We start from the raw sequence: 23,217 nt of genomic DNA, 5'->3' as shown, positions 1-23,217 counted from the left end.
CAGAGCCGGACAGATTCATCTTGAACCCGATCCACCAAATGCCGGGACTGAACACCTAACCTTATCGACTTTCCCTCGGGGGCCCGGAAGCCGCACGCCATCCAGTCGGTACTGTAGCGGGGCTCTTCCCCACGAATTCTTGTAGAACCATCTCCTTCAATCCCGCTACTCCTACTGACGCCGAGCCCTGCGGCGGCCAGATTTCACATTCCTTGGCTTCACCGGGAGAAACGGGGCGATCATTGCGCGGTTCTCGCGACAGAAATACATGAATTTGATCGTGCAGCTGACCCAAGCCGCGAGGTCGACGATATCGCGGGGCTCGACCCCGCGGTTCCGCAGGCTATCGAAGCCGTGGAGCAAATTGGAAGCCTCGATGCGCGCGCGCTCCTCGTCGAAGGCACGACGAGGGTAAGGCATTTCCTCAGCACACGCTTTGACGCATTCGGGTCGCATCAGGAGTGTGTGCGGCAATGCCTCGGCGATATTTCGGAGTCGGGTCTCGAAGTCTGGCAGAGGACTCAGCGGAAAGAGGCGGCTGTACTCTTCCGTCAGCTTCTGGCCCAGATTTGTGCAGTGCGTCGCCACATCTGGCAGTTCCGTCACACCAAAGGACGCAGCGGATTGAACAATTCCGAGCGCCAAGTTGACGATCTTGTCATAGGCGTGACCGGCGGGGCCAAAAGTGATCGTGTTGTGCATCGTGTCCTCAAGCAGGTTATGAGTGGAGTTGGTCTTTCGCATTGAGCGGATCCTTGGGTAGTCCCGTCATCCGACAGGAGGGTTGGGGTGTGTGACGGTCGCGATGCCGTCTGGAATTACGTCGGTTCGACCTCGGCAGCGCGGAAACGGAATCTGCCTCTTCGATCGATTTTTTCTGGACCGGTGCGGTTACGGGAGATCGCGGGCAGGAATGACGTGGTGTTCCTGTCGCCCCGGCGGAAAACTTTTCTTCCGTGAATGGGGCAGGGGGTGGGACATTTGCCACAACACCCGTGCGGCCCGCCGCGGGGCCCCAGCGGTCTGATGCACGAACCTGACCCCGAGACCCCACAACGGTTCCAGCGCCGCGCGATACTGATTGTCAGACCGTAGCGGAACGACACCAGCACCTTGACCAGGAGGATGCGAGCCCTGCGATTTCGTCGGCCTGCGCACTTTGGTGTCATGCGGGTATTAGACACTTATTACCGATGTGACACCTTTGTGGGCCCGGATGTTTCCGGGGCGGATGTGATCGACCGACCTCCTCGAGATGTCACTTCGAGGATCTCATATGTCGTTCATATCCCCTCCCCGCGGGGCTTCCGGCCTGTTCGGCGGGCGCGGCGCCTATACCGTCACGACGCCGGCTCCCGCCACGGTGTTCACCAAGCTGACGGATGCGGATGCGGCGCTGCGAACCGCGCTTTCGGCGGCCATCGCGCATGTCGCCGGGCTGGGTCTCGCCGCAAAGGACGCCCCGGTCCCGGCCGCCGTCATCGCGGCAAGCCCCGGTGCGGGCAAAAGCCGCGTCGCGCGGGAGCTCTTGTCAACTGCAGCGGGACATGCACGGGTGCTGTTTCATGCGCCGACGCTGGCGCTCTGCGAAGAAGCGGCCGACCATGCCCGCGAACTTGGTGGCATGGCGCATGTGGTCCGTGGCCGCCTCGCGCCGGACCCGACGGATCCGTCGCAACAGATGTGCCGCAAATCCTCGCTGGTCGCGCGGGGCCTCCGCCTTGGCCTCAATATCAGGGAGACCTTCTGTTTCAACGAAGAAGCGCGGTGCGAACATGCCGACAGCTGTGCCTGGATGCGCCAGTTCGACCCGGAGCACGCCGTCGGTCATCGCTACCTCGCAACCAGCTACCTTGGTTACCCGGATCCCGACGGTTACGAGGGCAACCTACGTGTCGTCGATGAGACATTCTGGGGAGGGCAGTTGTCCTTCGCGACTGTCGATGTCGAGGAGTTCTGCTTGCCGCGCACGTTCCTGCAACACTTTACACGGAGGGGCCGGAAAGACGCGAGACGTGTCACGGCGCATGCCGACCTGATCGCAGCGGCACGGGCCGTCGTGGATGCACTGCGGGGGGACCGATCACCCTTGGATCTGCCCTACACCGAGGAGGATTACCGCGGCTTTGCCCGGCTCGAATATTCTGCTGAGGCGCAATCCCCGGCCCCGACGCCGGACCTGCCGCAGGATCAGCAGGCCCAGCTATTGGCGCAGGCCGAAGCGGCACTCAGGCATGTGTCTCGGTATGCGGCGGTCTGGACCTGCCTCGCCCAGGCGAAGACGGCCGGGCGCAGGACGCTGGAGCGGATAAGGATCGTGACCTCCGATGGTCGGAGCGCCCTCCGGGTCTGCCGCAAACATGCGACGGAGCATCGCCAGCCGATGCTGGTGCTGGATGCGGATGCCGACCCCGAGATCCTCGGGGCGCTTGAGATCGACGTCCAGCGCACGGCGCACATGGTCCTGCGGCCGCAAGCCGAGGTGCTCCAGGTCCACGACAGGCGGATGACCCACACCAGCCTTCTGCGGGGATCGAAGCTGCGGGAGGAATGGCGCCGCATCATCCGGCGCGAAGTCCTTCGCGATCGGGAAGGGCAGGGCGGGGGTGTGCTGGTCGGGGCCAGCCGCAAGGTCATCCTGCGTTTGTTCGAAGATGCCGGATACGACTTCGAGGGGCTGCCGGACGCCGAGGTGTCGCGGCGCATGCTCGAGACACCCTTGCACGGCGCGCGCTGGCTCTGGTTCGGTGGTCGGTCACTCGGGACGAACCTTTATCGCAATGCCTCGACAGTGATCGTCATCGGTCGCGAAGAGCTGCCGGTCGATGCGCTCGAGGACTACGGCCGAGCTCTCTGGGGTGACCGGACAGACGCGGACCTCTGTTTTATCGAGCCTGATAAAGACGGCATTCGGCGCCTGCCGGATCAGGAGTTGCTATACGAGATGACGGACGGCAGCGCGGTTGGTGTCCTCGTGCCGTGCCACCCGGATCCCTTGATCCGCCGGGTGCAGATGCAGACGCGTGAGCTGGCGACCCGGCAGCTGGTCGAACGCCTGCGCCTGGCGCGGTCGAACACCCGCAAACGGGTCATCCTGGGGTGCAACATGCCGGTCCCCGGGCTGCCCGTTGACGCGCTGATTGCCTGGGATGACCTGTGTCTTGACCGGCCGGCAGCGGCACTGGTCGATGCCGTTCTCGAGACTGGCGGGATCCGTCTTTCCGACGCGGGTCTCGTCAAGGACGCGCCGCGCATCTTCCCGACGCTGGACGCGGTCAAGGCTTTCCGCAAACGCGGGTCGATCAACGCCACTGATATGATTGAGGCGCTGCCGACCATGCTGAGAAGCCGTATGCACGTGGTGCAGCTCCAGCAAGACCGTCCCTATGCCCGGCTCTGCAAAGCCTTGGTGTTCGCCGGATCGGTAGAGGATGCCTGTCGGCAGGCGGAGTTGATCTGGGGGCCGATGCGGCACTGTTCCGTGGCGCCGCAGGCCATGCAGATCTGGAGCAATTTGGAGCCGAGGTCGGGCACGTGAACAGCGCCCGACAGGTCGGGGCGCCATGATGGCGCGCCGCCCTCACGGCTCCGGCGTATCCGCCGGAGCCGGGCATCTGAAAAGGCCGCCGAGGGCGGTGCGGGGTCGCTATGCGCTCCAACCGCAGATGAGGCACCCGTCGAGGAGAACCTCGGCGAGCAGGTAGGTCAGAGCGATCCGGTAGACCGGGAGGGCGGCGGTCCAGTCTTCAGGTTCAAACTGGGAAAACTCCCACGGGAGTTCGGCCCACAGCGCCTCCAAGGCGTCGCGCCCGTGTTCCGGATCGGGCAGGGCGGTCCTTGTAAGACCGGAGGCTGTCATCTCGTCCTCGATCTCTTCGAGAAGGGCGGTGAGCATCGGACGGGTCACGTAGAAATCCGAGTAGGGTTCAATGGTGACCACCGGCCGGGCGTTCAGCATGTTGAACAGATCGTGGTGGTTCCGAAGGCTCAGAACCTCCGTTCGGTCCTGTTTGTAAAAGCCAATATCGAGGCCCATGGGTCTCTCCTGCTTGGTCTGCGGGGCGGGCGGGATGCCGTGACAAGGACCTGGGATCCTTCGTCAGTCGGCGGAAACGGGATGGGGAGTTCTTCGGAGGCCGTGACGGCCGCGACAGGCTGTTGCGGAGAGCTATCCGCGTCATCTGCCGACGGCGCGGGTCCTGACATCGGAGGACCCGGCCTTTCCGCCGGGTCATTGAGTTTCTGGTGTCCCTATCCTGTCGTCCCCACCGGACGTGTGGGGCGCGTCCGCGCAGGTTCGACCTACGCGGGAACCGCGGGCTGGACCCAGCCCCAGACGGCCTTGATCGTCTCGCATTCAAGGCCATGGCCCTTGTCCAGGATGCCGAAGACCTGTGTCCGCGAGAGGTTCTCGAGGAGGCGGGTTGTCACGTTAACAAGGGATAGCCGCGAAATGGCGCGTATCTTTTGGAATTCAGGCGAGACTGGCTGCAACCTTCCATGCGTCGAAGGCCTTGAGGCGATGGTATCGGGTGGCGATAGCGCTGCGACGGCTGGCGGGGACGGAGAAGCTGTTGCGGATGGCGGAATGCACCGACACGAAGCGTTGCAATCCGCCAGGGGAGCGGAAGCCCTGCATTGTTCGTTCCCGTTTTCGGAACGGCAGGTGGCTGTTTTCGGCTCGATTGTTGAGACCCTTGTGAGAGCGATGCTCCAAGCCTGGTGCAACCTCGCGCCTGGCCGCGCCGTATGACGCTAATTTATCCGTCACGATGCGCCTTGGCACAAAACCATGCCGCTTCATCAGCTTGACGAGCAGGCGTCTGGCCGCCCGCATATCCCGCTTGCGCTGCAGGATTTCCTCCAGCACGACGCCATGCTGATCGACCGCCCGCCACAGCCAGAATTTTCGGCCGGCGATCTTCACCTGCACTTCGTCCAGATGCCAGATATCGCCGGGTCGCGCCTGTCGGCGGCGCAGGCTACGGGCAATCCGCGCGGCGAATTTGGCGGTCCATCGCCGGATCGTCTCGTAGGAAACATCGATGCCGCGCTCCAGCAGCATCTCTTCGACCTCACGCAGGCTGAGATTGAAGCGAACATAGAGCCAGACAGCATGTGCGATGATCTCGGGCGGGAAACGGTGGCGCTTGTAGCTTATCGGCGGCTGGGTCATCCGCATCGGCTACGCCGAAACCGCGCCAAGGCCAATGACCGCCGCGCTAACGTGACAACACCGCCAAGACTGCTCGGTTTTTGGAGTTGACCAATTTGATGCTATGATTCTATTCATAAGCTCAATTGGGAGGGACGCATGTCGACCGTGGATCAGAAAGACGGGATGACCGCCTATGGCAGGCTGGCCGCGGACCTGTGGACCCGTATCGCGCGGGGCGACTGGCGGCCCGGTGCGCGGCTGCCCACGGTGGTGCAGCTGGCCGAGGAATACGATCTGGCTCCGGTGACCGTCCGGACCGCGCTGCGTGTGCTGTCCAGTCAGGGGCTGATCCATGCCCGACAGGGGCGCGGCACCTTCGTGGCCAAGGATGCCCAGGCCCGGCTCGGGCCCGAGGCCGGAGACGACGGCGGCCTCGACGAACATTATTTCGAAAGCTGGATCATCGGGCCTTCGGAGCAGGTCAAGGTTCTGGGTCGTCACGCGGGCGTCGCCTGTCCTCCGCAGCTGTCTGACGGGGCGCCGACCTATCCGGACTACGTCCATTTCATCCGCCTGCACATGAACGGCCCGCGTCCCGTATGCATTGTCGACTTCTACATCGCGACCGAGGCCCACGCCTCGCTGCCGCAGGAGATCGAGAACCAGTTCAAGATCGGCCTGCTCCTGATGACGCGGAGCGATCCGGCGATCGCGCACGGCCGCCAGATCGTCACGGTGGAAAGTGCTCAGCCCGCCGATGCGGCCCTGCTCGAGATCGCGCCGTCCTCGCCCCTCGTGCGGGTGAACCGGCGCTTTCTCGATGCCCAGGGACGCGTCGTCGGAGGCGGGGTGCACAGGTACCCCGGATCGGTCTTCCGTCAGGTCATCGACGAACCGATCGACGAGATACTGGGCGGACTGAAGCACTGGCTGCCGTCCGAAAACAGATGACGACCGGGTGGCGGCTCCGTCACCCCGAACACCACTGGGAGGAAACCAAACATGACCAAGACGAAACTACTCGCGGGACTGTCCGCCGCCTGCCTCGCCGGCACCCTGTCGGCCACGCCCGCCGGGGCGAAGGATCTGAAGCTGTCGGACCAGTTCCCGACCCAGCACACCATCACGGCCGAGGGCACCAAGGCCTTCTTCGACCATATCGCCGCCCATCCCGAGGCCGACCTGACCATCAAGCACTTCCCGGCAGGCCAGCTTGGCAAGCCCACTGCGCAGCTTGATCTGGTGCAGGACCGCGTGGCCGATATCGCCATGGTCGGCATCAGCTATGTTCCTGAAAAGCTGCCGATTTCCACCATGATGGAGCTTCCGAGCCTCTATCAGAACCCCTTTGGCGGCTACGAGACGATCCGGCGAATGGCCCAGGACGAACTCAATGAAGCCGAGTTCAAGAAGGCCGGCATCAAGCCGCTTTGGTCCGTCGTGACGCCGCAGTACCAGCTTCTTCTGACCCGCAAGGACCCGATCACCGACATCGCCGACCTGAAGGGCGTGAAGGCCCGGGTTGCCGGTGCGACGGCGGAACTGGTCGCCAGCGCCATTGGCCTGACCCCGGTGCGGATGCCGGCGCCCGACCTCTACGTCGCGCTCGAGCGGGGGACGCTGGATGCGGCGATCTATTCGCTGTCGGTCCTGCAATCCTACAAGCTTGAGGAAGTGACGAACAGCTACACCTCGAACGCTGCGCTTGGCGGGGTGAGCTTCGTCGCCTTCATGAATCTGGATGTCTGGGAGGGTCTGAGCGAGGCGCAGCAGAAGGTGGTGATGGAGGCCAGCGACGCCGCCGGTTTCGCCACGGCCTGCGCGCTGATGAAGAACGAGGCCAAGACCATCGAAACGCTGAACGGCATGGGCAAGACCGTCTACGAGATGGACGACAAGCTTCAGGGCCAGTTTGCCGATGCCCTCGCGGGGGTCAGCGAGACCTGGAAGACCGACATGGACGCGCTCAAGGTGCCGGGCAGCGACATGCTGGCGCGCTTCAACGAGATCCGGGACGGGCTGATCGCCGACGGCACGGTCGAGGCCTCGACGAAAACCTGCATGGGCGGCGCATGACGCCCATTGGTATTCTGGAACGGTTCGAGCGCGTTGGCGACGTCGTGGCAGCGGCCTGCCTGCTGCTGATGATGGGCGCGATTTCGATCGACGCGCTCGGCCGGTTCATGGGCTCCCCGTTGCAGGGGGCCTATGAGTTCTCGGAGCTTTACCTGATGGTTATCATCGCCTTCCTGCCGCTGGCGCGCAGCGTCGTGACCGGCGGACAGGTGCGGATGGAGCTTCTGTTGCCCGTGCTTGAAAAGGTGCCCGGTCGCGCGGTCTATCGCGCGACCACCGCCCTGGCGCTTGCTGCGTTCCTGCTGACGCTCTGGGTCGCAGTGCCCGAGGCGCTGGACAAGATCGCCGAGCGCGAGACGAGCTACGGGCTCGTCCGGTGGCCACTTTACATGAGCTACGTCTGGTTCCCCGTGGGGATCGTCCTGCTCTGCCTCCGACTGGTGGCCGAGATCATCCGGCCCGCGCCGGTCAAACCGCATGGGACGGACGCCATATGATTGCCGCCGCGACGATCGCCTTCCTGTTCCTTCTGATCTTCCTGGCCATGCCGGTGTCGTTCGCAATGCTGGTGGCGGGCATCGCCGGGCTCTGGGCCGTGGGCGACTGGTACAGCGTTCTGGGCGTGCTCAAGACCGCGCCTTACCAGTCGGCGGCCAGTTTCACGCTGACCACCTTCCCCATGTTCGTCCTGATGGCCGAGGTCATGGGCGCCACGCGCATCACCGGAGATCTGTTCAAGGCCGCGAATTCCTGGCTGGGGCATGTCCGGGGCGGGATCGCCTATGCGGCGGTCTTCGGCGGCACGCTTCTGGCGGCGGCCTGCGGGTCGTCGAGCGCGGCGGCGGCGACCCTGTGTTCGGCGATCTATCCCGAGCTCAGGAAATACGGCTACAGCGAGAGCTTCTCGACCGGAGCGCTGGCCGCTGTCGGCACCCTGTCGATCATGATCCCGCCATCCATCGCGCTGATCCTTTACGGCATCCTCACGGAAACCTCGGTCGGGCTGCTGCTGATTGCGGGCGTGCTTCCGGGTCTGCTGACCGCGCTGGTCTATGGCGTCACGATCTACTTCGTCCTGCGCCGAACCCCCGATGTGCAGATTCAGGAAAAGGTGCCGATGGTACGTCGCATCCGCACCAGCCTGCCGGCGCTGCCGATGATCGTGCTGCTCTGCGCGATGCTGTTCCTGATCTATTCGGGCATTGCCACGCCGACCGAGGTCGGGGCGCTTGGCGCGCTCTTTGCCTTCGCGATCGGGATCTTGATGGGCCGGATGTCCTGGGCCTCGCTGAGGCAGGCGCTGTTCCGGTCGACCCGGTCGTCGGCCATGATCCTGGCGATCATCGCCTTCTCCTCGGTCTTCGCGGTGTTCCTGTCGCTGTCCGGTACGCCGCAGGCGCTGCTGACGGCGGTCCAGAACTCGGGCCTCGGGCCGTTGCCGGTGCTGCTGTTCGTGCTGGCGGTACTTCTGGTGCTGGGGGTCTTCCTGGACCAGATCGCGATCCTGATCATCGCGCTGCCGCTGGTCTTCCCGCTGATGACCGGGCTGGGCTACGACCCGATCTGGCTGGGGGTCATCGTCGTCAAGACGGCCGAGATCGGATTGCTGACCCCGCCCGTGGGCCTCAACCTCTTCATCGTCAGCGGAAGTTCCGGCGTTCCGGTGTCGAAGGTCGCGCGGGGCGTGACGCCCTTCGTGATCGCGGAACTCGTCATGCTGGCGCTGCTGGTCGCGTTTCCCGCGATCGCGACATGGCTGCCGGAACTGTCAAGGATAGGAGGATAGAACATGGAGTACGTCGTCGAGCTGGACAAGCTGGAGACCTACGCGCCGCCGCTGCACGACGGGACGGCCAATCGCCGCCTCGTGCCCGCCGATCTGGGCGCCGGGATCGAGGTCGTACACGGCACGCTGGAATCGGGCGGCACCGCCTCTCGGCACAAGCACGCGACCGAGTGGCAGGTGATCATCCTGCTGGAAGGCACCGCCAACCTCGAGATCGGGGCGGAGCCGAGCCGACCGCTGACCGCAGGGGCCGTCGTCCGCATCCCGCCCGACACGCCGCATTACTTCGAGGTGACCAGCGAGGAGCCCGCAAAGGTGATCGTCATCTACTCGCCTCCGCTTGGCGCGGGCGGGTTCATCGCGGCATGACCGACACGGACGACACCCTGCCGCTGGCCGGGATCCGGGTGCTGGACCTGACGGCGATCGTGCTGGGTCCGCTGGCGACACTGTGCCTGGCGGACTTCGGTGCCGATGTCGTGAAGGTCGAGGGGCCGGCGGGCGACGGGATCCGCAATTCGGGGGCGGTCACGGTCGCGGGGATGAGCTCCATCTACCTTGCGTTGAACCGCAACAAGCGGTCGCTGGCGCTGGACCTCAAGAAGCCTGGCGCGCAAGAGGTGCTGCACCGGCTGGCCGAATGGGCGGACGTGGTCGTGCACAACCTCCGCCCCCGGTCCGCGCGCGATCTGGGGCTCGATCCCGAGACGCTCCGCGCGCTGAACCCGCGGCTGGTCTATTGCAGCGCCTCGGGCTTCGCAGAGGGGAGCGCCCGCGCCGAGGAGCCGGCAGTGGACGACGTGATTCAGGCGACATCCGGCATGGCCGATCTGTTCGCCCGCACCGGCGGGTCGCCGCGCTATGCCCCCGCGATCATGGCCGACAAGGTCTGCGGCCTGATCCTGTGCCAGGCGATCCTCGCCGGGCTGCTCAGACGCGAACGCACCGGGCAGGGCATGTCCGTCAACGTGCCGATGGCCGAGACGATGACCGCTTTCAACCTGGTCGAACACATGGGCGCCGCGACCTTCGGCGGGTCAGGGGAGACCGGCTATGGCCGGCTGATGACGCCGCACCGCCGCCCGATCGCGACGCGCGACGGGTACATCGCCATGACTCCCTACACCAAGCGCGACTGGCAGGGGTTCCTGCGGGCCGCCGGCTATCCCGACCTGGCCGAGAGCGCGCGGGTCACCGATCCGGTCCTGCGCAACACCGAGGTCGGCATGCTCTATGCCCAGCTCGGCGAAATTCTGAAGACCCGCGATACGGCCGAATGGATCGACATCGCCCGCGCGGTCGGCATCCCGGTGGCGGCGGTTCGGTCCCTGGACGAGGCGCTGGAGGACCCGGCGGTGCGCGACCTGGGCTTCGTCGTGGAGTATCCGCATCCGGAGGTCGGACCGATCCGGGGTCCCGGCAGTCTGGTGAAGATCACCGGAGAGCCGGACGCGCCGCCACGTCCTGCGCCGCCTTTGGGGCGGGACACGGCGGCGGTCTTGGCCGGGATCGGATTTTCGGAGGCGGAGATCGACGGTCTGCTGGCCTCGGGTGTGGCGCTGGCGGGGTAGGCGGGATGGCGACGGATGTCCTCGTTATCAACCATACCCGCGACGTGGTGGCCCGGATGCTGTCGGAAGGGTTTGTGCTGCATCATGTGGCAGGCGCGGATTTGGCGGCCGACGTGCTGCCGCCGCTGCCTCCTGGCATCCGGGCGATCCTGACAGGTGTTCCGCCGGTGCCGGTCACCGACCACCTGATGGCCGTCCTGCCGGAGCTTGAGATCATCGCCAACTTCGGCGCTGGCTATGATGCCGTTGATGCCGCCGCCGCGGCTCGGCGGGGGATCATGGTGACCCATACCCCGGGCGTGCTGAACGAGGAGGTCGCCGATCTGGCCATCGGCCTGCTGCTCTCCACCGTGCGCCGTATTCCGCAGGCCTGGGATTTCGCACGGTCCGGTCATTGGGGCAGCCATGAGTTTCCGCTCTCGCCCAGCCTTCAGGGACGCCGGGTCGGGCTGCTGGGACTGGGCGGCATCGGACGTGCGATTGCCCGGCGCTGCGAAGGCTTCGGCGTCGAGATCGACTACCACACCCGGCGGGCGGTGCCGGACGTACCGTATCGCCATGTACCGGACCTTCTCGAGTTCGCGCGCGGGATCGACGTGCTGGTCGCGTCCGTTCCCGGCGGGGCCGCCACGCGTGGCCTGATCGGTGAGGCCGTACTGGACGCCCTCGGCCCGGACGGTGTCCTGATCAACATCGGGCGGGGATCGGTCGTGGACGAAGCCGCGCTGATCCGCGTGCTGGACCGGGGCGGCCTGCTGGCGGCCGGGCTCGACGTGCTGGCGGACGAACCGCGGATACCCGAAGGACTGCGTGACCGCGACAACGTGGTGATCCTGCCGCATGTGGGCGGCGCGACGGTCGCCAATCGGGACCGCATCGGCGTCTTGCAGGCGCGCAACATCCTGTCGTGGTTCGCCGGACGCGGGCCTGTGACCCCTGTCCCCGAAACGCCCGTTCGCGGCTGAGGTCGGCGGGCACCCCTGCCTACGACGAATGTCGATCAATTCGCTTATGATACGGGTTGCAAATTATTTGACCTTTTAGGAATCGACTCATAATGTCGCTGCGAAGGCGCGGGCCGCTTCACCCAGTGGGGTGCGCTCCGTGTCAGGCATCCCGATCCAGAACAGGAGAACGACAGGTGGCTGGAATTTATTTCGACGAGCTCGAGGTGGGTCAGGTTTTCAATCACATGCAGACCCGCACAATCACCGAGATGGACAACGTCCTGTTCACGACGATGACCCACAATCCGGCGCTGCTGCACCTGGATGAGGAATACTGCCGCACCCAGACCGAGTTCGGGCAGCGCATCGTGAACTCAAGCTTCACCCTTGGCCTGATGGTCGGGATTTCCGTGGGCGACACCACTCTGGGCGTCGCCGTCGCCAACCTTGGCTGGGACGAGGTGCGGTTTCCCGCCCCGCTGTTCCATGGCGATACGATCCGGGTCGAGACCGAAGTGCTGGAGCTGCGCGAATCGAAGTCCCGCCCGAATGCCGGGATCGTGACCTTCCGACATCGCGCCTACAAGCAGACCGGCGAACTGGTCGCGTCGTGCAAACGGTCCGGCCTTCAGCTGAAGCGCCCGGCGGAGACGGTCGCGTGACCGAGATGACCCCGCGATCCTGGCTGTTCATCCCCGGTGACAGCGACAAGAAGCTGGGCAAGGCCGACGGCTCGACCGCCGACGCGCTGATCCTCGACCTCGAGGACAGCGTCTCGCCCGAAAACAAGCCCGTGGCGCGCGAGAAGGTGCTGGCGCATCTGTCCGCCCGTCCGAAGGGCAGCCGCAAGCCGCTGCTCTATGTCCGGATCAATCCGCTGGACGACACGGCGCTGGCCGATCTTGCCGCGATCATGCCCGGCGCGCCGGATGGCATCATGATCCCCAAGACAACCTGCGCCGACGATGTGCGTGTCCTGTCGCTGTGGCTTGATGCGTTCGAGGCGGCGCATGGCATCGACGCCGGGACGACCCGCATCCTGCCGGTCGCGACCGAGACCGCCGCCGGGACGCTCAAGCTGATGGAATTCGCCGACACGGCCCTGCCGCGCCTGATCGGACTGACCTGGGGGGCGGAGGATCTGTCGGCGGCGCTTGGCGCGGGCACCAATCTGGACCCCGCGACCGGCGAATGGGCGCTGGTCTACAAACTGGCGCGGGTGCAGGTGCTGCTGGCGGCCAAGGCGGCGGACGTCGCGGCGATCGATACGCTCTACGTGGACTTCCGCGACGAGGACGGGCTGCGGCAATCGTCGTCCCGCGCGGCGGACGAGGGGTTCGCCGGTCGCATCGCCATCCATCCCGCACAGGTCGATCCGATCAACGAGGCCTTCGCGCCCTCGCCGCAGGCCGTGCAGCACGCGCGCCGGGTCATCGCGGCGTTCGATGCCAATCCCGGTGCCGGCACCGTGGGGCTCGACGGCAAGATGATCGACATCCCGCACCTTAAGCAGGCCCGCAACGTGCTGGCCCTGCACACCGCCATTCTTGCACGCGGCTGACGCGCGACCAGTCTTGCGCGCGCTTGACGCGCGACGCCATCGCCGCCCGCCGGCGTCCATACGGAGGAGTATCCAATGAAACGCGCCGAGAAGGTCATCATATCCTGTGCCATCACAGGCTCGATCCACACGCCGTCCATGTCGCCGCACCTGCCTGTGACAGCAGAGGACATCGCCGCGCAGGCGATCGGCGCGGCCGAGGCCGGCGCCTCGATCCTGCACCTCCACGCGCGTGAGACCGGGACCGGCCGGCCCACGCAGGACATCGCGGAATACGAAAAGTTCCTGCCCGTCATCAAGGACGGCACCGACGCGATCATCAACATCACCACCGGCGCGGGGCTGGGCATGACGATGGACCAGCGGCTGGCTGCCGCGAACCATTTCAAGCCCGAGATCGCCTCGATGAACATGGGGTCGTTCAACTTCAACATCTCGGGCGCGGCCAAGCGCGGCGGGTTCGAGCATGACTGGGAGCAGCCCTATCTCGAGATGACGACGGACTTCATCCTGTCCAACACCTTCAAGCAGATCGAGCGCGCGCTTACCGATCTGACCGAGCATGACACCCGGTTCGAGTTCGAATGCTACGATGTCGGCCACCTCTACAACCTCGCGCATTTCGCGGACCGGGGGATGATCAAGCCGCCGTTCTTCGTGCAGTCGATCTTCGGCATCCTCGGCGGCATCGGGCCCGAGCCCGAGAACCTGATGCACATGAAATCCACCGCGGACCGGCTGTTCGGTGACGACTACTACCTGTCGATCCTCGCCGCCGGGCGGCATCAGTTTCCCTTCGTCACCATGGGCGCGATCCTGGGTGGCAACGTCCGTGTCGGGCTCGAAGACAACCTCTATCTCGGCAAGGGCGAACTGGCGCCGGACAATGCCGCCGCGGTATCCAAGATCAAGCACATCCTCGAAGAGCTGTCCCTGCGCGTCGCAACCCCCGACGAGGCGCGGAAGATGCTGGGCACCAAGGGTGCCGCGAACACGGGGATCTGACCGGTGCCGCACAACGTCCCCGATTTCTCCTGTCCCGACCGCAACCGCAGGGTCATCCTGTCGGAGCGGCCGACCGGCGTGCCGCAGCCCGGGCACTTCTCGCTCGACGAGGTTGCCCGGCCGGAGGCCAGCGACGGGGAGATCCTCGTGCGCAACGTCTACCTCTCGGTCGATCCGGCGCAGCGGGGCTGGGCGTCGGACGTTGCGAACTATTCCGAACCCGTACCGCTTGGCGGGCCGATGCGTGCGCTGGCCGTCGCGCAGGTGATCGCGTCGCGGGCGGAGGGGTTCTCGGAGGGCGACTTCGTCTACGGCTTCTTCGGGTGGCAGGACTATGCCGCCGTCGCGCCGTCCGCCGTCCTGCACCGCTGCACGCAGGACCTTCCGCTTGAGGCGTTCGCGAGTCTCTGCGGCATCAACGGGGTCACCGCCTATCTGGGTCTCACCACCCTTGGCCGTCCGGCCGAGGGCGACACCCTGGTCGTGTCGACCGCCGCCGGGTCGGTCGGCAGCTTCGTCGGCCAGATCGGCAAGGGGCTGGGCTGCCGCACGATCGGGCTGACCGGCAGCGACGACAAGGTCGCGACCTGCCGCGACACCTTCGGCTATGACGTGGCGATCAACTACAAGACCGCCGATCTGGACAGCGCCGTGCGCAGCGCCGCGCCGGGTGGCGTGAACGTCTATTTCGACAACACCGGCGGCGCGATCCTTGACACCGTGCTGCGGCAGATGGCGGTCGGCGGGCGCATCGTGCAATGCGGGACCGCCGCCAATCAGGTCTGGTCGCCGCCGCCCACGGGGCCGCGCAACGAACGCGAGATCATGACGCGGCGGCTGATCTGGTCCGGTTTCGTGATCTTCGACCACCTGAACGCCTATGCCCGCGCCTGCGACGACCTTACGGCGATGCACGCGGACGGCCGGCTGACCTTCGCCACGGACATGAAACAGGGGATCGACACGGCGCCGGGCGCGATCGCCGATCTCTATGCGGGCCGCAACAGCGGCAAGTCCCTCATCTATATCGGCTGATGCCGGGAAAGGCCCCCGAATGATTATCGACCTGAGCGACGACCAGAAGGAAATCCACGAAAGCGTCACCCGCATCTGCCGCGACTTCGACGATCACTACTGGACCACGGCCGACGAGGAGGCCCGCTTTCCCGAGGAGTTCTACCGCGCCATGGCCGACAACGGCTGGCTCGGTATCACCATGCCCGAGGAGCTGGGCGGCGCGAACCTCGGTGTGACCGAGGCGGCGATCATGATGCATGCGGTGGCCAGTTCGGGCGGCGGGCAGGCGGCGGCATCGTCGCTGCACATCAACCTGTTCGGGCCGCACGCCATCGTCGTGCATGGCACGCCGGAGCAGAAGAAGCGCTGGCTGACCCCGCTGATCGAGGGTCGGGAAAAAGCGTGCTTCGGCGTGACGGAACCCGACGCCGGGCTCGACACGACCTCGATCAAGACCTTCGCGCGGCGGGTCAACGACGGCTATGTCGTGAACGGCCGCAAGATGTGGACCTCGACCGGGCAGGAGGCGCACAAGATCCTGCTGCTGACCCGGACCGTCCCCAAGGAAGAGTGCAAGAAGCCGACCGACGGCATGACGCTGTTCTACACCGACCTCGACCGCACCAAGGTCGAGGTGAAGCGGATCAAGAAGCTGGGCCGCGCCGCCGTCGACAGCAACGCCGTCTTCATCGAGGACCTGCACATCCCCGACGAGGACCGCGTGGGCGAGGAGGGGCGCGGCTTCCACTACCTTCTCGACAGTCTCAATCCCGAGCGCGTGCTGGTCGGGATCGAAGCCGTCGGGATCGGCCGGGACGCACTGAACCGGGCCGCGAAATACGCCGTCGACCGGACCGTCTTCGGCCGCCCGATCGGCATGAACCAGGGCATCCAGCATCCGCTGGCCGAGGCCTGGACCGCGCTCGAGGCCGCCTACTGGATGTGCATGCGCGCCGCCTATCTCTACGACGCCGGCAAGCCCTGCGGGGCCGAGGCGAACGCGGCCAAGTTCCTGTCCGCCCGCGCCGGTTTCGACGCCACGACCAAGGCGGTGCTGGCCCATGGCGGCATGGGCTACGCCAAGGAATACCAGGTCGAACGGCTGTTCCGCGAATCCTTGCTGCCGCGCATCGCGCCGGTGACCGAACAGATGATCCTGTCGTTCATCGGGGAAAAGGTGCTGGGCATGCCCAAGTCGTACTGAGACCGGACATGGGGGGAGAGGCGACGATGACGGACAGGGTGATCCTGATTACCGGCGCGGCGGGGGGCATCGGGTCTGCCACCGCGCGGCGTCTGGCGGGGGAGGGCGCCCGGCTCGTGCTGCTCGACCAGACGGAGGAGGCGGTCGAGGCGCTGGCGGCCACGCTGGAGACGGAGGTCCTCACGGCCTCGGGCGACATCGTGGAACCTGCGACGACGCGGGACGCCGTGGACCAGGCGGTCCGCCGCTTCGGCCGGATCGACGGTGCCTTCCTGAACGCCGGGATGGAAGGCCGCGTCACCGCCATCGAGGATCAGGCGCTGGATGATTTCGACCGCATCATGCAGGTCAATGTGCGGTCGGTCTTCATTGGGCTGGCCTGCGTGATGCCGCTGATGAAGGCGCAGGAGGCCGGGTCGGTGGTCATCACCTCCTCGGCCGCGGGACTGCGCGCGTCCTCGGGACTGGCGCCCTACGTCACCAGCAAGCACGCGGTCATCGGCATGATGCGCACCGCCGCGCTGGAAGGGGCGGGGCACAACGTCCGGGTCAACACGATCCATCCCGGCGCCATCGACACGCGGATGATCCGGGAGCTTGAGATGAAGTTCTCGCCCGACGATCTGGAGCGTGGCCGCAAGACCATCACCGCAGGCATCCCGGCGGGGCGCTACGGCACGCCCGAGGAGGTCGCGGCGCTGGTGTCGTTCCTGCTGAGCGACGAGGCCGGGTTCTGCAACGGCGGCACGTACCAGATCGACGGGGCCAGCCTTGCCGGTCCGCGGGCGCGCAAGTTCTGAGGGCGGAGCGATGACGGATTTCGGACTGGCGGGCCGGGTGGCCGTCGTGACAGGCGGGGCAAGCGGCATCGGGCGGGCCATCGCGCTTGGCCTGGCCGAGGCGGGCGCGAAGGTCACCGTGCTGGACCGCGAAACCGACGGCGCGGCCGAGACCGCCCGGCTGGTCGCGGCCACGGGCGGCAGCTGTCGCGTGCTGGACTGCGACGTCTCGGACCCCGACAGCGTGCAGGCGGCGGCGGATACCATCGGGGCGGAGGACGGGCCGGTGCGCATCCTCGTGAACAACGCCGCGATCATCCGGCCGGGCGGGCTGATGGACCTGGCCATGGCCGACTGGTCGGCGCTGCTGTCGGTGAACCTCACCGGCTATTTCATCTGCGCCCAGACCTTCGGGCGGATGATGAAGGCGAACGGCGGGGGGAGCATCGTGCACAACGCCTCCATCGCCGCGCGCAACCCCACGCCGCAGACCGGCGCCTATTCCGTCGCCAAGGCCGGGGTCGCGATGCTGTCGCGGCAGCTGGCCGTGGAATGGGGGCCGTTCGGCATCCGCAGCAACTGCGTCAGTCCGGGCATGATCCTCACCCCGTTCTCGCAGTCGATGTACGACAAGCCGGGCGTGATGGAAGCGCGCTGCGCCACCATCCCTGCCCGCCGCATCGGAGACCCGCAGGACATCGTGTCGGCGGTCCTGTTCCTGGCCTCGGACCAGGCGGGCTATGTCACCGGCGCCGACCTGGGGATCGACGGGGGCTTTGCGGGCAACCTTCTGGGTCTGGTGCCGCGCGCCGGGTATGACACGGCCTGACGCGAAGCAGGTGCTTTACAGGCTTCCCTAAGTAATCTAATTATCAGACCAATGTGCTGCAATGGAAATTGTCAGTCCATAGCGCATTGTGGAGGATATGATCCGGAGGACAGGGCGACGACCGGTTTGGACCGGTCTTTCCGGTCCGTCCGGCTCTGCAACAACGGGAGAAGGACATGAAGACGACGATTACGGGCGCGCTGGCGCTCAGCCTCTGTGTCGCCGCGGCGGGATCGCTTGGCGCGGAAGAGCGGATGCTCAAGTTCAGCTCGGGCTTCCCCGAGTCCGCGGCGCCGCCGCAGGCCTATGCCAAGGTCGCCGAATGGCTGGCCGCCAACAGCGAGATCAAGGCCGAGGTCTTCTCGATGTCGCTGCTGAGCTTCGGTGAAACCCCGGCGGGCATCCGCGACGGCATCACCGACGCGGGCTATGTCCTGACGCCCTACTTCCCCGCCGAGTTCTCGGAAACCAACATGGCGGCGGACATGGCGCTTCTCGTCAGCTCGGGCACCGATGCGCCGGCGCTGGTGATGGCGGCGGCGATCACCGAATACGTGATGCTGAACTGCCCCGAATGCGTCGCGGAATACACCGCGCAGAACCAGGTCTTCCTCGCCAGCGGGGCCAGCACCGAATATTCGCTGGTCTGCACCAAGCCGGTGAACACCGTCGCCGACCTCAAGGGCCTGTCGGTCCGCTCGGGTGCCTCGGTCTTCGGGCGCTGGATCGAACATTTCGGCGGCACCAAGGTCTCCATCCCCGGGTCCGAGATGTACGAGGCGCTGTCGCAGAAGGTCGTCGACTGCACCATGGTCTCCATGCCGGACGTGATGAACTTCCAGCTGGCCGACGTGGCGACCGACATGACCGTGAATGCGCCGGGCGGCGTCTTTGCCGGAACCGCGTCGATGAACCTCAACCTCGATCTGTGGCGCGGCATGACCCCGGAAGAGCGCAAGATCATGCTCGAGGCCGGGTCGCGGATGACGGCGGGCACCTCGGTGATCTACCACAACTCCTCCATCGAGGCCGAGCCGAAGGTGAAGGCCGCGGGCGTCAACGTCGTCGAGCTCAGCGAGGAGCTGTCGAAGGCCACGCAGGACTTCATCGTGGCCGACCTGGACACGATCCGCGACCAGTTCACCTCGCTCTACGGGGTCGAGAATGCCGCCGCGAAGATCGAGACCGTGAAGGGTCTGGTCGAGAAGTGGAAGGGTCTGGTTGCCGACATCGATCCGACCAGCATGGACGCCTACCAGGCGCTGCTGATGACCGAGGTCTATTCCAAGGTCGATCCCGAAGCCTACGCGATGCAGTGATCGCGGACGACCGGCGCGCCTCCGCGGTGCGCCGGTCCTGTCGCATTCGGACATCGGGAAGGACGGGACATGGGACTGACATTCCGGCTGCTTGGGCGCGTGATCGACCTGACGACGCTGGTCGCGGGTCTGGCGCTGGTGCTGATGATGACGCACATCGCCATCGACGTTGTTGCGAAATACATCTTCCAGGTGCCGATGCCGGGCACGATCACGGTCGTGTCGAATTATTACATGATCCTCGTCGCGTTCCTGCCGCTGGCCTTTGCCGAACGGCGCAACGGGCAGATCTCGGTCGAGGTGGTGACGGCGGCGCTGCCGATGCGGACGCAGCGCGGGCTGAACGTCGCGGGCATGGTCTTCTGCCTTCTCGTCTTCAGTGCACTTGCCTGGCAGGGCTGGATCGAGGCCGGGCGGGCGCAACAGGTCGGGTCGTTCGAGATCGAACAGAACACCAAGCTTCTGACCTGGCCCGCGCGCTATCTGCTGCCGCTCGGCTGCGGGCTGATCGCGCTGACGCTGGTCGCGAAGATCTGGGTCGCGCTGACCCGCAGGCCGCCGCAGTCGCTGGACGAGCCGTTTTTCTGATCAATTCATGACCGGACGAAGATCCGGAAGGGACGCCACGTGAGCAACGTAGAAATCGGATACTGGGGCATCGCTGTCCTTCTGGCACTGATTGCCCTGCGGGTGCCGATCGGACCGGCGCTGATCGGCGTGTCCTTTGGCGGGATCTGGATGATCACCGGGCCCAAGGCCGCCTGGGGCGCCGTCGGAATCATCCCGTGGAACTTCACGGCCACCTGGCAGATGAGCTCCATCCCGATGTTCCTGATGATGGGCTTCGTCTGCTTCCACGCCGGCCTGACCAAGGGCCTGTTCGAGGCGGCGCGGCTGTGGCTGTCGCGATTGCCCGGCGGCATGGCCATCGCCGCGGTCTTCGGCGCGGCGGGCTTTGCGGCGGTGACCGGATCCTCGATCGCCTGCGCGGCCGCCATGGGCCGGATCGCCGTGCCCGAGATGATGCGCCAGCGCTATGACGCGGCCTTCGCCACCGGCACCGTGGCTGCGGCGGGGACCATCGGCGCGCTGATCCCGCCGTCGATCCTGCTGATCCTCTACGGCATCATCGCGCAGGTTCCGGTCGGGTCGCTGTTCATGGGCGGGGTCGGCGCGGGGCTGCTGACGGCCCTGGGCTACTGCGTCATGATCGTCGTTCGGGTCAAGATGAACCCCGGCCTGGCGCCGCCGGTGAACGAAAGGTCGACCGCCGCCGAACGGCTCTCCGCTCTGCTCGACACCTGGCCGGTGCTGCTGCTCATGACCGGCGTTCTGGGCGGGCTGTTCTTCGGCATCTTCACCCCGACCGAAGCCGGCGCGGCCGGGGCCGCGCTGGCGGTCCTTGTCGGGCTGATCAAACGCTCGCTCAGCCTGCGGGGCTTCTGGAGTTCGGTGGTCGAGACGCTTCAGACCACGGCGGCGCTCTTCATCATTGCCATCGGAGCGAACATGCTGACGCGGTTCATGGCGATCAGCGGGGCGGGGCGCGATCTGGCCAGCTTCGTGGATGCGATGAACGCCGATCCGATGCTGCTGCTTCTCGGCATCGCCATCATCTACCTTGTGCTGGGCATGTTCCTGGAACCGATCGGGGCGATGCTGCTGACGCTGCCGATCCTGCTGCCGGTGCTCAAGACGGCGGACATCGACCTGCTCTGGTTCGGGATCCTGCTGGCCAAGTTCCTCGAGATCGGGATGATCACTCCGCCGATCGGACTGAACGTCTTCGTCATAAAAAGCGTGGTCGGGGACCTCGTCACCACGGGGCAGATCTTCTACGGGATCCTGTGGTTCCTGGTCGCCGATCTGATCGTGGTGGCCCTGCTGATCGCGTTTCCCGACATCATCCTCTGGCTCCCGACCGTCATGAAATAGGAGGCCACCATGGATGCGCCCTGGATCACCAACGTCAAACAGGTCTGCGTCGTGGTCGAGGACCTGGACGCGACGATCCGCGGCTATTGGGAAAGTGCGGGGATCGGGCCCTGGGCGGTCTGGACCCCCGCGCTGACCGACATGCGCATCCGTGGTCGCGAGGAGGCCTTCAGCATGAAGCTGGCCTTGGCCTGGACCAACGGGTTCATGTGGGAGGTCGTGCAGCCGCTGGAAGGGCCGAGCATCTACCGCGAACACCTCGACCGCAAGGGCGAGGGGCTGCATCACGCCCTGGTCCAGACCTCGGACGCCGGGTTCGAGGCGACGATGGAGCAGTGCCGCCAGCGGGGTCTTCCGCCGCTGATGGAGGGGACCTGGGGTCAGACCCGGTTCGCCTATGTCGACGGCGAGGGGCCGCTGAAGATGATCCTCGAGGTCTTCCACAGGGCCGAGGGCACGGTCCGGCCCGAGGCGGATTATTTCTATCCGCACCGTCCGGACAACATGCCGCTCTGATGCGCCACGCGGCGGGTCAGTGGACCGCCGCGTACATGATGCGTTTTTCCGTCGCCTCGGTCGGCGTGAACTCTTCGACCACGCGGCCGTTCTGTGACACGAGGATGCGGTCCGAGATGTTCATCACCTCAGGCAGGTAGGACGAGATCACCACGACCGCGTGCCCCTGATCGGCAAGGTCGCCGATCAGCTGGTGGATTTCGGCAATCGCGCCGACATCGACGCCGCGTGTCGGTTCGTCGAAGAAGATCACCTTTGGTTTCTGCACCAGAGATTTGGCTATGACGACCTTCTGCTGGTTGCCGCCCGACAGTTCGACGACCTGCGCATCGGTGTTGATCGCCTTCACGTTCAGCGCGCGCGTCCAGTGCTCTGCCAGCTCCCGCATCTCGTCCAGCCTCAGCACCATGCCCTTCGTGAGGCCGGCGGCGACATAGCCGGTATGGATGTTTTCGGAGATCGACATGGAGTCGAAGAAGCCCTCGATCTTCCGGTCCTCGGTGACATAGACGATGCCGTCGCGCACCGCCTGCCGCGGCACCCGGTAACGGATGCGGCGACCGTCAAGGAAGACCTCTCCACCATGGAAGAAGCGCCGCTTTTCCACGCCCGCGACGATCTTGGCCGTTTCCGTCCGGCCCGAGCCGATCAGGCCGAAGATGCCCGTGATCTGGCCACGGTAGACGGTGAAGGAGTTGTTGCGCACGATGTTGCCCATGGACAGGTCCTGCACGCTCAGCGCCTTGCGGCCGGGCTTGCGGATTTTCCGTTCGGAGCGTCTGGCGTAGATCTCGTTCGACAGGCTGCGTCCGACCATGGCCTGAACGATCTTGTCCCGGTCGAGGTTGGCAGACGCGTCAGTCAGGACGTGTTCGCCGTCGCGCAGGACGGTGATGCGATCGGCGATGCGCAGCGATTCCTCCAGCGCATGACCGATGAAGACGATGGACACGCCGCGCGCCTTCAGCCGCTCGATGAGGGAGAAGAAATGCGCCACCTCCTCCGGCGTGAGAGAGGCGGTCGGTTCGTCGAAGATGATGACCTTGGCGTTCTGGCGGACCGCGCGGGCAATCTCCACCATCTGCTTCTTCGCGGCGCCAAGTGTGGCCACGTTGGCCCAGGGATCGACGAGGAAGTTCAGCGATCCCATCAGCTGCTGCGCGGCGATGTACTTGCCCCGCAGCCGGTTGAAGAAGGTCTCGTCGCCCAGAAAGACGTTCTGGGCAACCGACATCGACGGCACGAGGGAGTTCTCCTGGAAGACCATCGCGATGCCGGCCGCCAGCGCCTCGGCCGGGGTGGCGAAGTTGACCGAGCGGCCCTCGAACAGGACGTCGCCATGGGTCCGCTGCGTGACGCCGGCGAGGATCTTGGTCAGCGTCGACTTGCCCGCCCCGTTTTCGCCCAGAAGCGCGTGGACCTCGCCCCGGCGCAGCGTGAAGTCGACATCGCGGATCGCGGGGATGCCGCGGTATTCCTTGGTCACGCCGACCATGCGGATGATCTCGTCCATC

24 protein-coding genes are annotated in these 23,217 nt (G+C 65.8%); 19 read left to right on the top strand and 5 right to left on the bottom strand.

Going from position 1 to position 23,217, the window contains the following annotated elements; genetic code table 11:
* Positions 1 to 171 precede the first annotated feature (171 nt).
* On the bottom strand, positions 172 to 744 hold the full coding sequence (locus IE266_RS21715; RefSeq protein WP_189682229.1) for a hypothetical protein: 573 nt from the start codon (positions 742 to 744) through the stop codon (positions 172 to 174).
* 532 nt (positions 745 to 1,276) lie between these two features.
* Here IE266_RS21715 and IE266_RS21710 point away from each other — a divergent pair.
* On the top strand, positions 1,277 to 3,538 hold the full coding sequence (locus tag IE266_RS21710; RefSeq protein ID WP_189682228.1) for a hypothetical protein: 2,262 nt from the start codon (positions 1,277 to 1,279) through the stop codon (positions 3,536 to 3,538).
* Positions 3,539 to 3,646: 108 nt separating this feature from the next.
* Here IE266_RS21710 and IE266_RS21705 read toward each other — a convergent pair whose 3' ends face one another.
* The 3 genes from IE266_RS21705 to IE266_RS21700 form a co-directional block, all read right to left on the bottom strand.
* A complete protein-coding gene (locus IE266_RS21705; protein WP_189682227.1) occupies positions 3,647 to 4,036 on the bottom strand; it encodes a hypothetical protein in 390 nt (129 codons plus the stop codon).
* Positions 4,037 to 4,302: 266 nt separating this feature from the next.
* Positions 4,303 to 4,431, bottom strand: coding sequence for a hypothetical protein (locus IE266_RS27200; protein WP_268249766.1), 129 nt, complete (start codon positions 4,429 to 4,431; stop codon positions 4,303 to 4,305).
* A 43-nt stretch (positions 4,432 to 4,474) separates the two neighbouring features.
* Positions 4,475 to 5,176 carry an IS6 family transposase gene (locus IE266_RS21700; protein ID WP_189682234.1) on the bottom strand — a complete coding sequence of 234 codons (702 nt, stop codon included), beginning with the start codon at positions 5,174 to 5,176 and terminating at the stop codon, positions 4,475 to 4,477.
* A 138-nt stretch (positions 5,177 to 5,314) separates the two neighbouring features.
* On the opposite strand from IE266_RS21700, the gene IE266_RS21695 reads away from it, so the two are divergent.
* The 18 genes from IE266_RS21695 to IE266_RS21610 all read left to right on the top strand — a co-directional run bounded on the left by IE266_RS21695 (position 5,315) and on the right by IE266_RS21610 (position 21,703).
* Positions 5,315 to 6,109, top strand: coding sequence for a GntR family transcriptional regulator (locus IE266_RS21695; RefSeq protein ID WP_189682226.1), 795 nt, complete (start codon positions 5,315 to 5,317; stop codon positions 6,107 to 6,109).
* A gap of 51 nt (positions 6,110 to 6,160) precedes the next feature.
* Entirely contained in the window at positions 6,161 to 7,234 is a 1,074-nt protein-coding gene (locus tag IE266_RS21690; protein ID WP_189682225.1) for a TRAP transporter substrate-binding protein, read from the top strand.
* Complete coding sequence (locus tag IE266_RS21685; protein WP_189682224.1) at positions 7,231 to 7,731, top strand: TRAP transporter small permease; 501 nt, start codon at positions 7,231 to 7,233, stop codon at positions 7,729 to 7,731. The genes IE266_RS21690 and IE266_RS21685 overlap by 4 nt, the downstream gene beginning before the upstream one ends.
* Positions 7,728 to 9,020: a TRAP transporter large permease gene (locus IE266_RS21680; RefSeq protein ID WP_189682223.1), complete on the top strand. Its 1,293-nt coding sequence runs from the start codon at positions 7,728 to 7,730 to the stop codon at positions 9,018 to 9,020. The genes IE266_RS21685 and IE266_RS21680 overlap by 4 nt, the downstream gene beginning before the upstream one ends.
* A gap of 3 nt (positions 9,021 to 9,023) precedes the next feature.
* Positions 9,024 to 9,389, top strand: a complete 366-nt coding sequence (locus tag IE266_RS21675) for a cupin domain-containing protein (RefSeq protein ID WP_189682222.1) — start codon at positions 9,024 to 9,026, stop codon at positions 9,387 to 9,389.
* A complete protein-coding gene (locus tag IE266_RS21670; protein ID WP_189682221.1) occupies positions 9,386 to 10,591 on the top strand; it encodes a CaiB/BaiF CoA transferase family protein in 1,206 nt (401 codons plus the stop codon). Before IE266_RS21675 ends, IE266_RS21670 begins: the two co-directional genes overlap by 4 nt.
* 5 nt (positions 10,592 to 10,596) lie before the next feature.
* Complete coding sequence (locus IE266_RS21665; protein ID WP_189682220.1) at positions 10,597 to 11,556, top strand: NAD(P)-dependent oxidoreductase; 960 nt, start codon at positions 10,597 to 10,599, stop codon at positions 11,554 to 11,556.
* A gap of 176 nt (positions 11,557 to 11,732) precedes the next feature.
* Positions 11,733 to 12,200 (top strand): MaoC family dehydratase, encoded by a 468-nt coding sequence (locus IE266_RS21660; protein ID WP_189682219.1) that lies wholly within the window; start codon positions 11,733 to 11,735, stop codon positions 12,198 to 12,200.
* Positions 12,201 to 12,205: 5 nt separating this feature from the next.
* A complete protein-coding gene (locus tag IE266_RS21655) occupies positions 12,206 to 13,099 on the top strand; it encodes an HpcH/HpaI aldolase/citrate lyase family protein (protein WP_189682233.1) in 894 nt (297 codons plus the stop codon).
* Positions 13,100 to 13,174: 75 nt separating this feature from the next.
* A complete protein-coding gene (gene kce / locus IE266_RS21650) occupies positions 13,175 to 14,104 on the top strand; it encodes a 3,5-dioxohexanoate:acetyl-CoA acetone transferase (protein WP_189682218.1) in 930 nt (309 codons plus the stop codon).
* Between the two features lie 3 nt (positions 14,105 to 14,107).
* Complete coding sequence (locus IE266_RS21645; RefSeq protein WP_189682217.1) at positions 14,108 to 15,139, top strand: NADP-dependent oxidoreductase; 1,032 nt, start codon at positions 14,108 to 14,110, stop codon at positions 15,137 to 15,139.
* Positions 15,140 to 15,158: 19 nt separating this feature from the next.
* A complete protein-coding gene (locus IE266_RS21640; protein WP_189682216.1) occupies positions 15,159 to 16,325 on the top strand; it encodes an acyl-CoA dehydrogenase family protein in 1,167 nt (388 codons plus the stop codon).
* Between the two features lie 26 nt (positions 16,326 to 16,351).
* Positions 16,352 to 17,125, top strand: coding sequence for an SDR family NAD(P)-dependent oxidoreductase (locus tag IE266_RS21635; RefSeq protein WP_189682215.1), 774 nt, complete (start codon positions 16,352 to 16,354; stop codon positions 17,123 to 17,125).
* Positions 17,126 to 17,135: 10 nt separating this feature from the next.
* On the top strand, positions 17,136 to 17,933 hold the full coding sequence (locus tag IE266_RS21630) for an SDR family NAD(P)-dependent oxidoreductase (RefSeq protein ID WP_189682214.1): 798 nt from the start codon (positions 17,136 to 17,138) through the stop codon (positions 17,931 to 17,933).
* Positions 17,934 to 18,109: 176 nt separating this feature from the next.
* On the top strand, positions 18,110 to 19,252 hold the full coding sequence (locus IE266_RS21625) for a C4-dicarboxylate TRAP transporter substrate-binding protein (RefSeq protein WP_189682213.1): 1,143 nt from the start codon (positions 18,110 to 18,112) through the stop codon (positions 19,250 to 19,252).
* A gap of 69 nt (positions 19,253 to 19,321) precedes the next feature.
* The gene (locus IE266_RS21620; protein ID WP_189682212.1) at positions 19,322 to 19,840 is read left to right on the top strand and encodes a TRAP transporter small permease; all 519 of its coding nucleotides are present in this window, start codon (positions 19,322 to 19,324) and stop codon (positions 19,838 to 19,840) included.
* 39 nt (positions 19,841 to 19,879) lie between these two features.
* A complete protein-coding gene (locus tag IE266_RS21615; protein WP_189682211.1) occupies positions 19,880 to 21,187 on the top strand; it encodes a TRAP transporter large permease in 1,308 nt (435 codons plus the stop codon).
* A 9-nt stretch (positions 21,188 to 21,196) separates the two neighbouring features.
* On the top strand, positions 21,197 to 21,703 hold the full coding sequence (locus IE266_RS21610; protein WP_189682210.1) for a VOC family protein: 507 nt from the start codon (positions 21,197 to 21,199) through the stop codon (positions 21,701 to 21,703).
* A gap of 16 nt (positions 21,704 to 21,719) precedes the next feature.
* On the opposite strand, the gene IE266_RS21605 is transcribed toward IE266_RS21610, so the two are convergent.
* Positions 21,720 to 23,216, bottom strand: coding sequence for a sugar ABC transporter ATP-binding protein (locus IE266_RS21605; protein WP_189682209.1), 1,497 nt, complete (start codon positions 23,214 to 23,216; stop codon positions 21,720 to 21,722).
* Position 23,217: the final 1 nt, after the last annotated feature.

It is taken from the genome of Seohaeicola zhoushanensis, from assembly GCF_014656415.1.
Lineage (GTDB): Bacteria > Pseudomonadota > Alphaproteobacteria > Rhodobacterales > Rhodobacteraceae > Seohaeicola_A > Seohaeicola_A zhoushanensis.
The sequence above is the reverse complement of the archived record's forward strand: the minus strand, read 5'-3'. Positions and strand labels throughout refer to the sequence as shown.

Coding starts and splice junctions, on each gene's coding strand:
- IE266_RS21605 (WP_189682209.1), bottom strand. CDS start 23,216: ATGGACGAGATCATCCGCATGGTCGGCGTGACCAAGGAATACCGCGGC.
- IE266_RS21675 (WP_189682222.1), top strand. CDS start 9,024: ATGGAGTACGTCGTCGAGCTGGACAAGCTGGAGACCTACGCGCCGCCG.
- IE266_RS21625 (WP_189682213.1), top strand. CDS start 18,110: ATGAAGACGACGATTACGGGCGCGCTGGCGCTCAGCCTCTGTGTCGCC.
- IE266_RS21670 (WP_189682221.1), top strand. CDS start 9,386: ATGACCGACACGGACGACACCCTGCCGCTGGCCGGGATCCGGGTGCTG.
- IE266_RS21655 (WP_189682233.1), top strand. CDS start 12,206: ATGACCCCGCGATCCTGGCTGTTCATCCCCGGTGACAGCGACAAGAAG.
- IE266_RS21690 (WP_189682225.1), top strand. CDS start 6,161: ATGACCAAGACGAAACTACTCGCGGGACTGTCCGCCGCCTGCCTCGCC.
- IE266_RS21680 (WP_189682223.1), top strand. CDS start 7,728: ATGATTGCCGCCGCGACGATCGCCTTCCTGTTCCTTCTGATCTTCCTG.
- IE266_RS21635 (WP_189682215.1), top strand. CDS start 16,352: ATGACGGACAGGGTGATCCTGATTACCGGCGCGGCGGGGGGCATCGGG.
- IE266_RS21630 (WP_189682214.1), top strand. CDS start 17,136: ATGACGGATTTCGGACTGGCGGGCCGGGTGGCCGTCGTGACAGGCGGG.
- IE266_RS21700 (WP_189682234.1), bottom strand. CDS start 5,176: ATGACCCAGCCGCCGATAAGCTACAAGCGCCACCGTTTCCCGCCCGAG.
- kce (WP_189682218.1), top strand. CDS start 13,175: ATGAAACGCGCCGAGAAGGTCATCATATCCTGTGCCATCACAGGCTCG.
- IE266_RS21710 (WP_189682228.1), top strand. CDS start 1,277: ATGTCGTTCATATCCCCTCCCCGCGGGGCTTCCGGCCTGTTCGGCGGG.
- IE266_RS21695 (WP_189682226.1), top strand. CDS start 5,315: ATGTCGACCGTGGATCAGAAAGACGGGATGACCGCCTATGGCAGGCTG.
- IE266_RS21640 (WP_189682216.1), top strand. CDS start 15,159: ATGATTATCGACCTGAGCGACGACCAGAAGGAAATCCACGAAAGCGTC.
- IE266_RS21620 (WP_189682212.1), top strand. CDS start 19,322: ATGGGACTGACATTCCGGCTGCTTGGGCGCGTGATCGACCTGACGACG.
- IE266_RS21705 (WP_189682227.1), bottom strand. CDS start 4,036: ATGGGCCTCGATATTGGCTTTTACAAACAGGACCGAACGGAGGTTCTG.
- IE266_RS21610 (WP_189682210.1), top strand. CDS start 21,197: ATGGATGCGCCCTGGATCACCAACGTCAAACAGGTCTGCGTCGTGGTC.
- IE266_RS21685 (WP_189682224.1), top strand. CDS start 7,231: ATGACGCCCATTGGTATTCTGGAACGGTTCGAGCGCGTTGGCGACGTC.
- IE266_RS21665 (WP_189682220.1), top strand. CDS start 10,597: ATGGCGACGGATGTCCTCGTTATCAACCATACCCGCGACGTGGTGGCC.
- IE266_RS21715 (WP_189682229.1), bottom strand. CDS start 744: ATGCGAAAGACCAACTCCACTCATAACCTGCTTGAGGACACGATGCAC.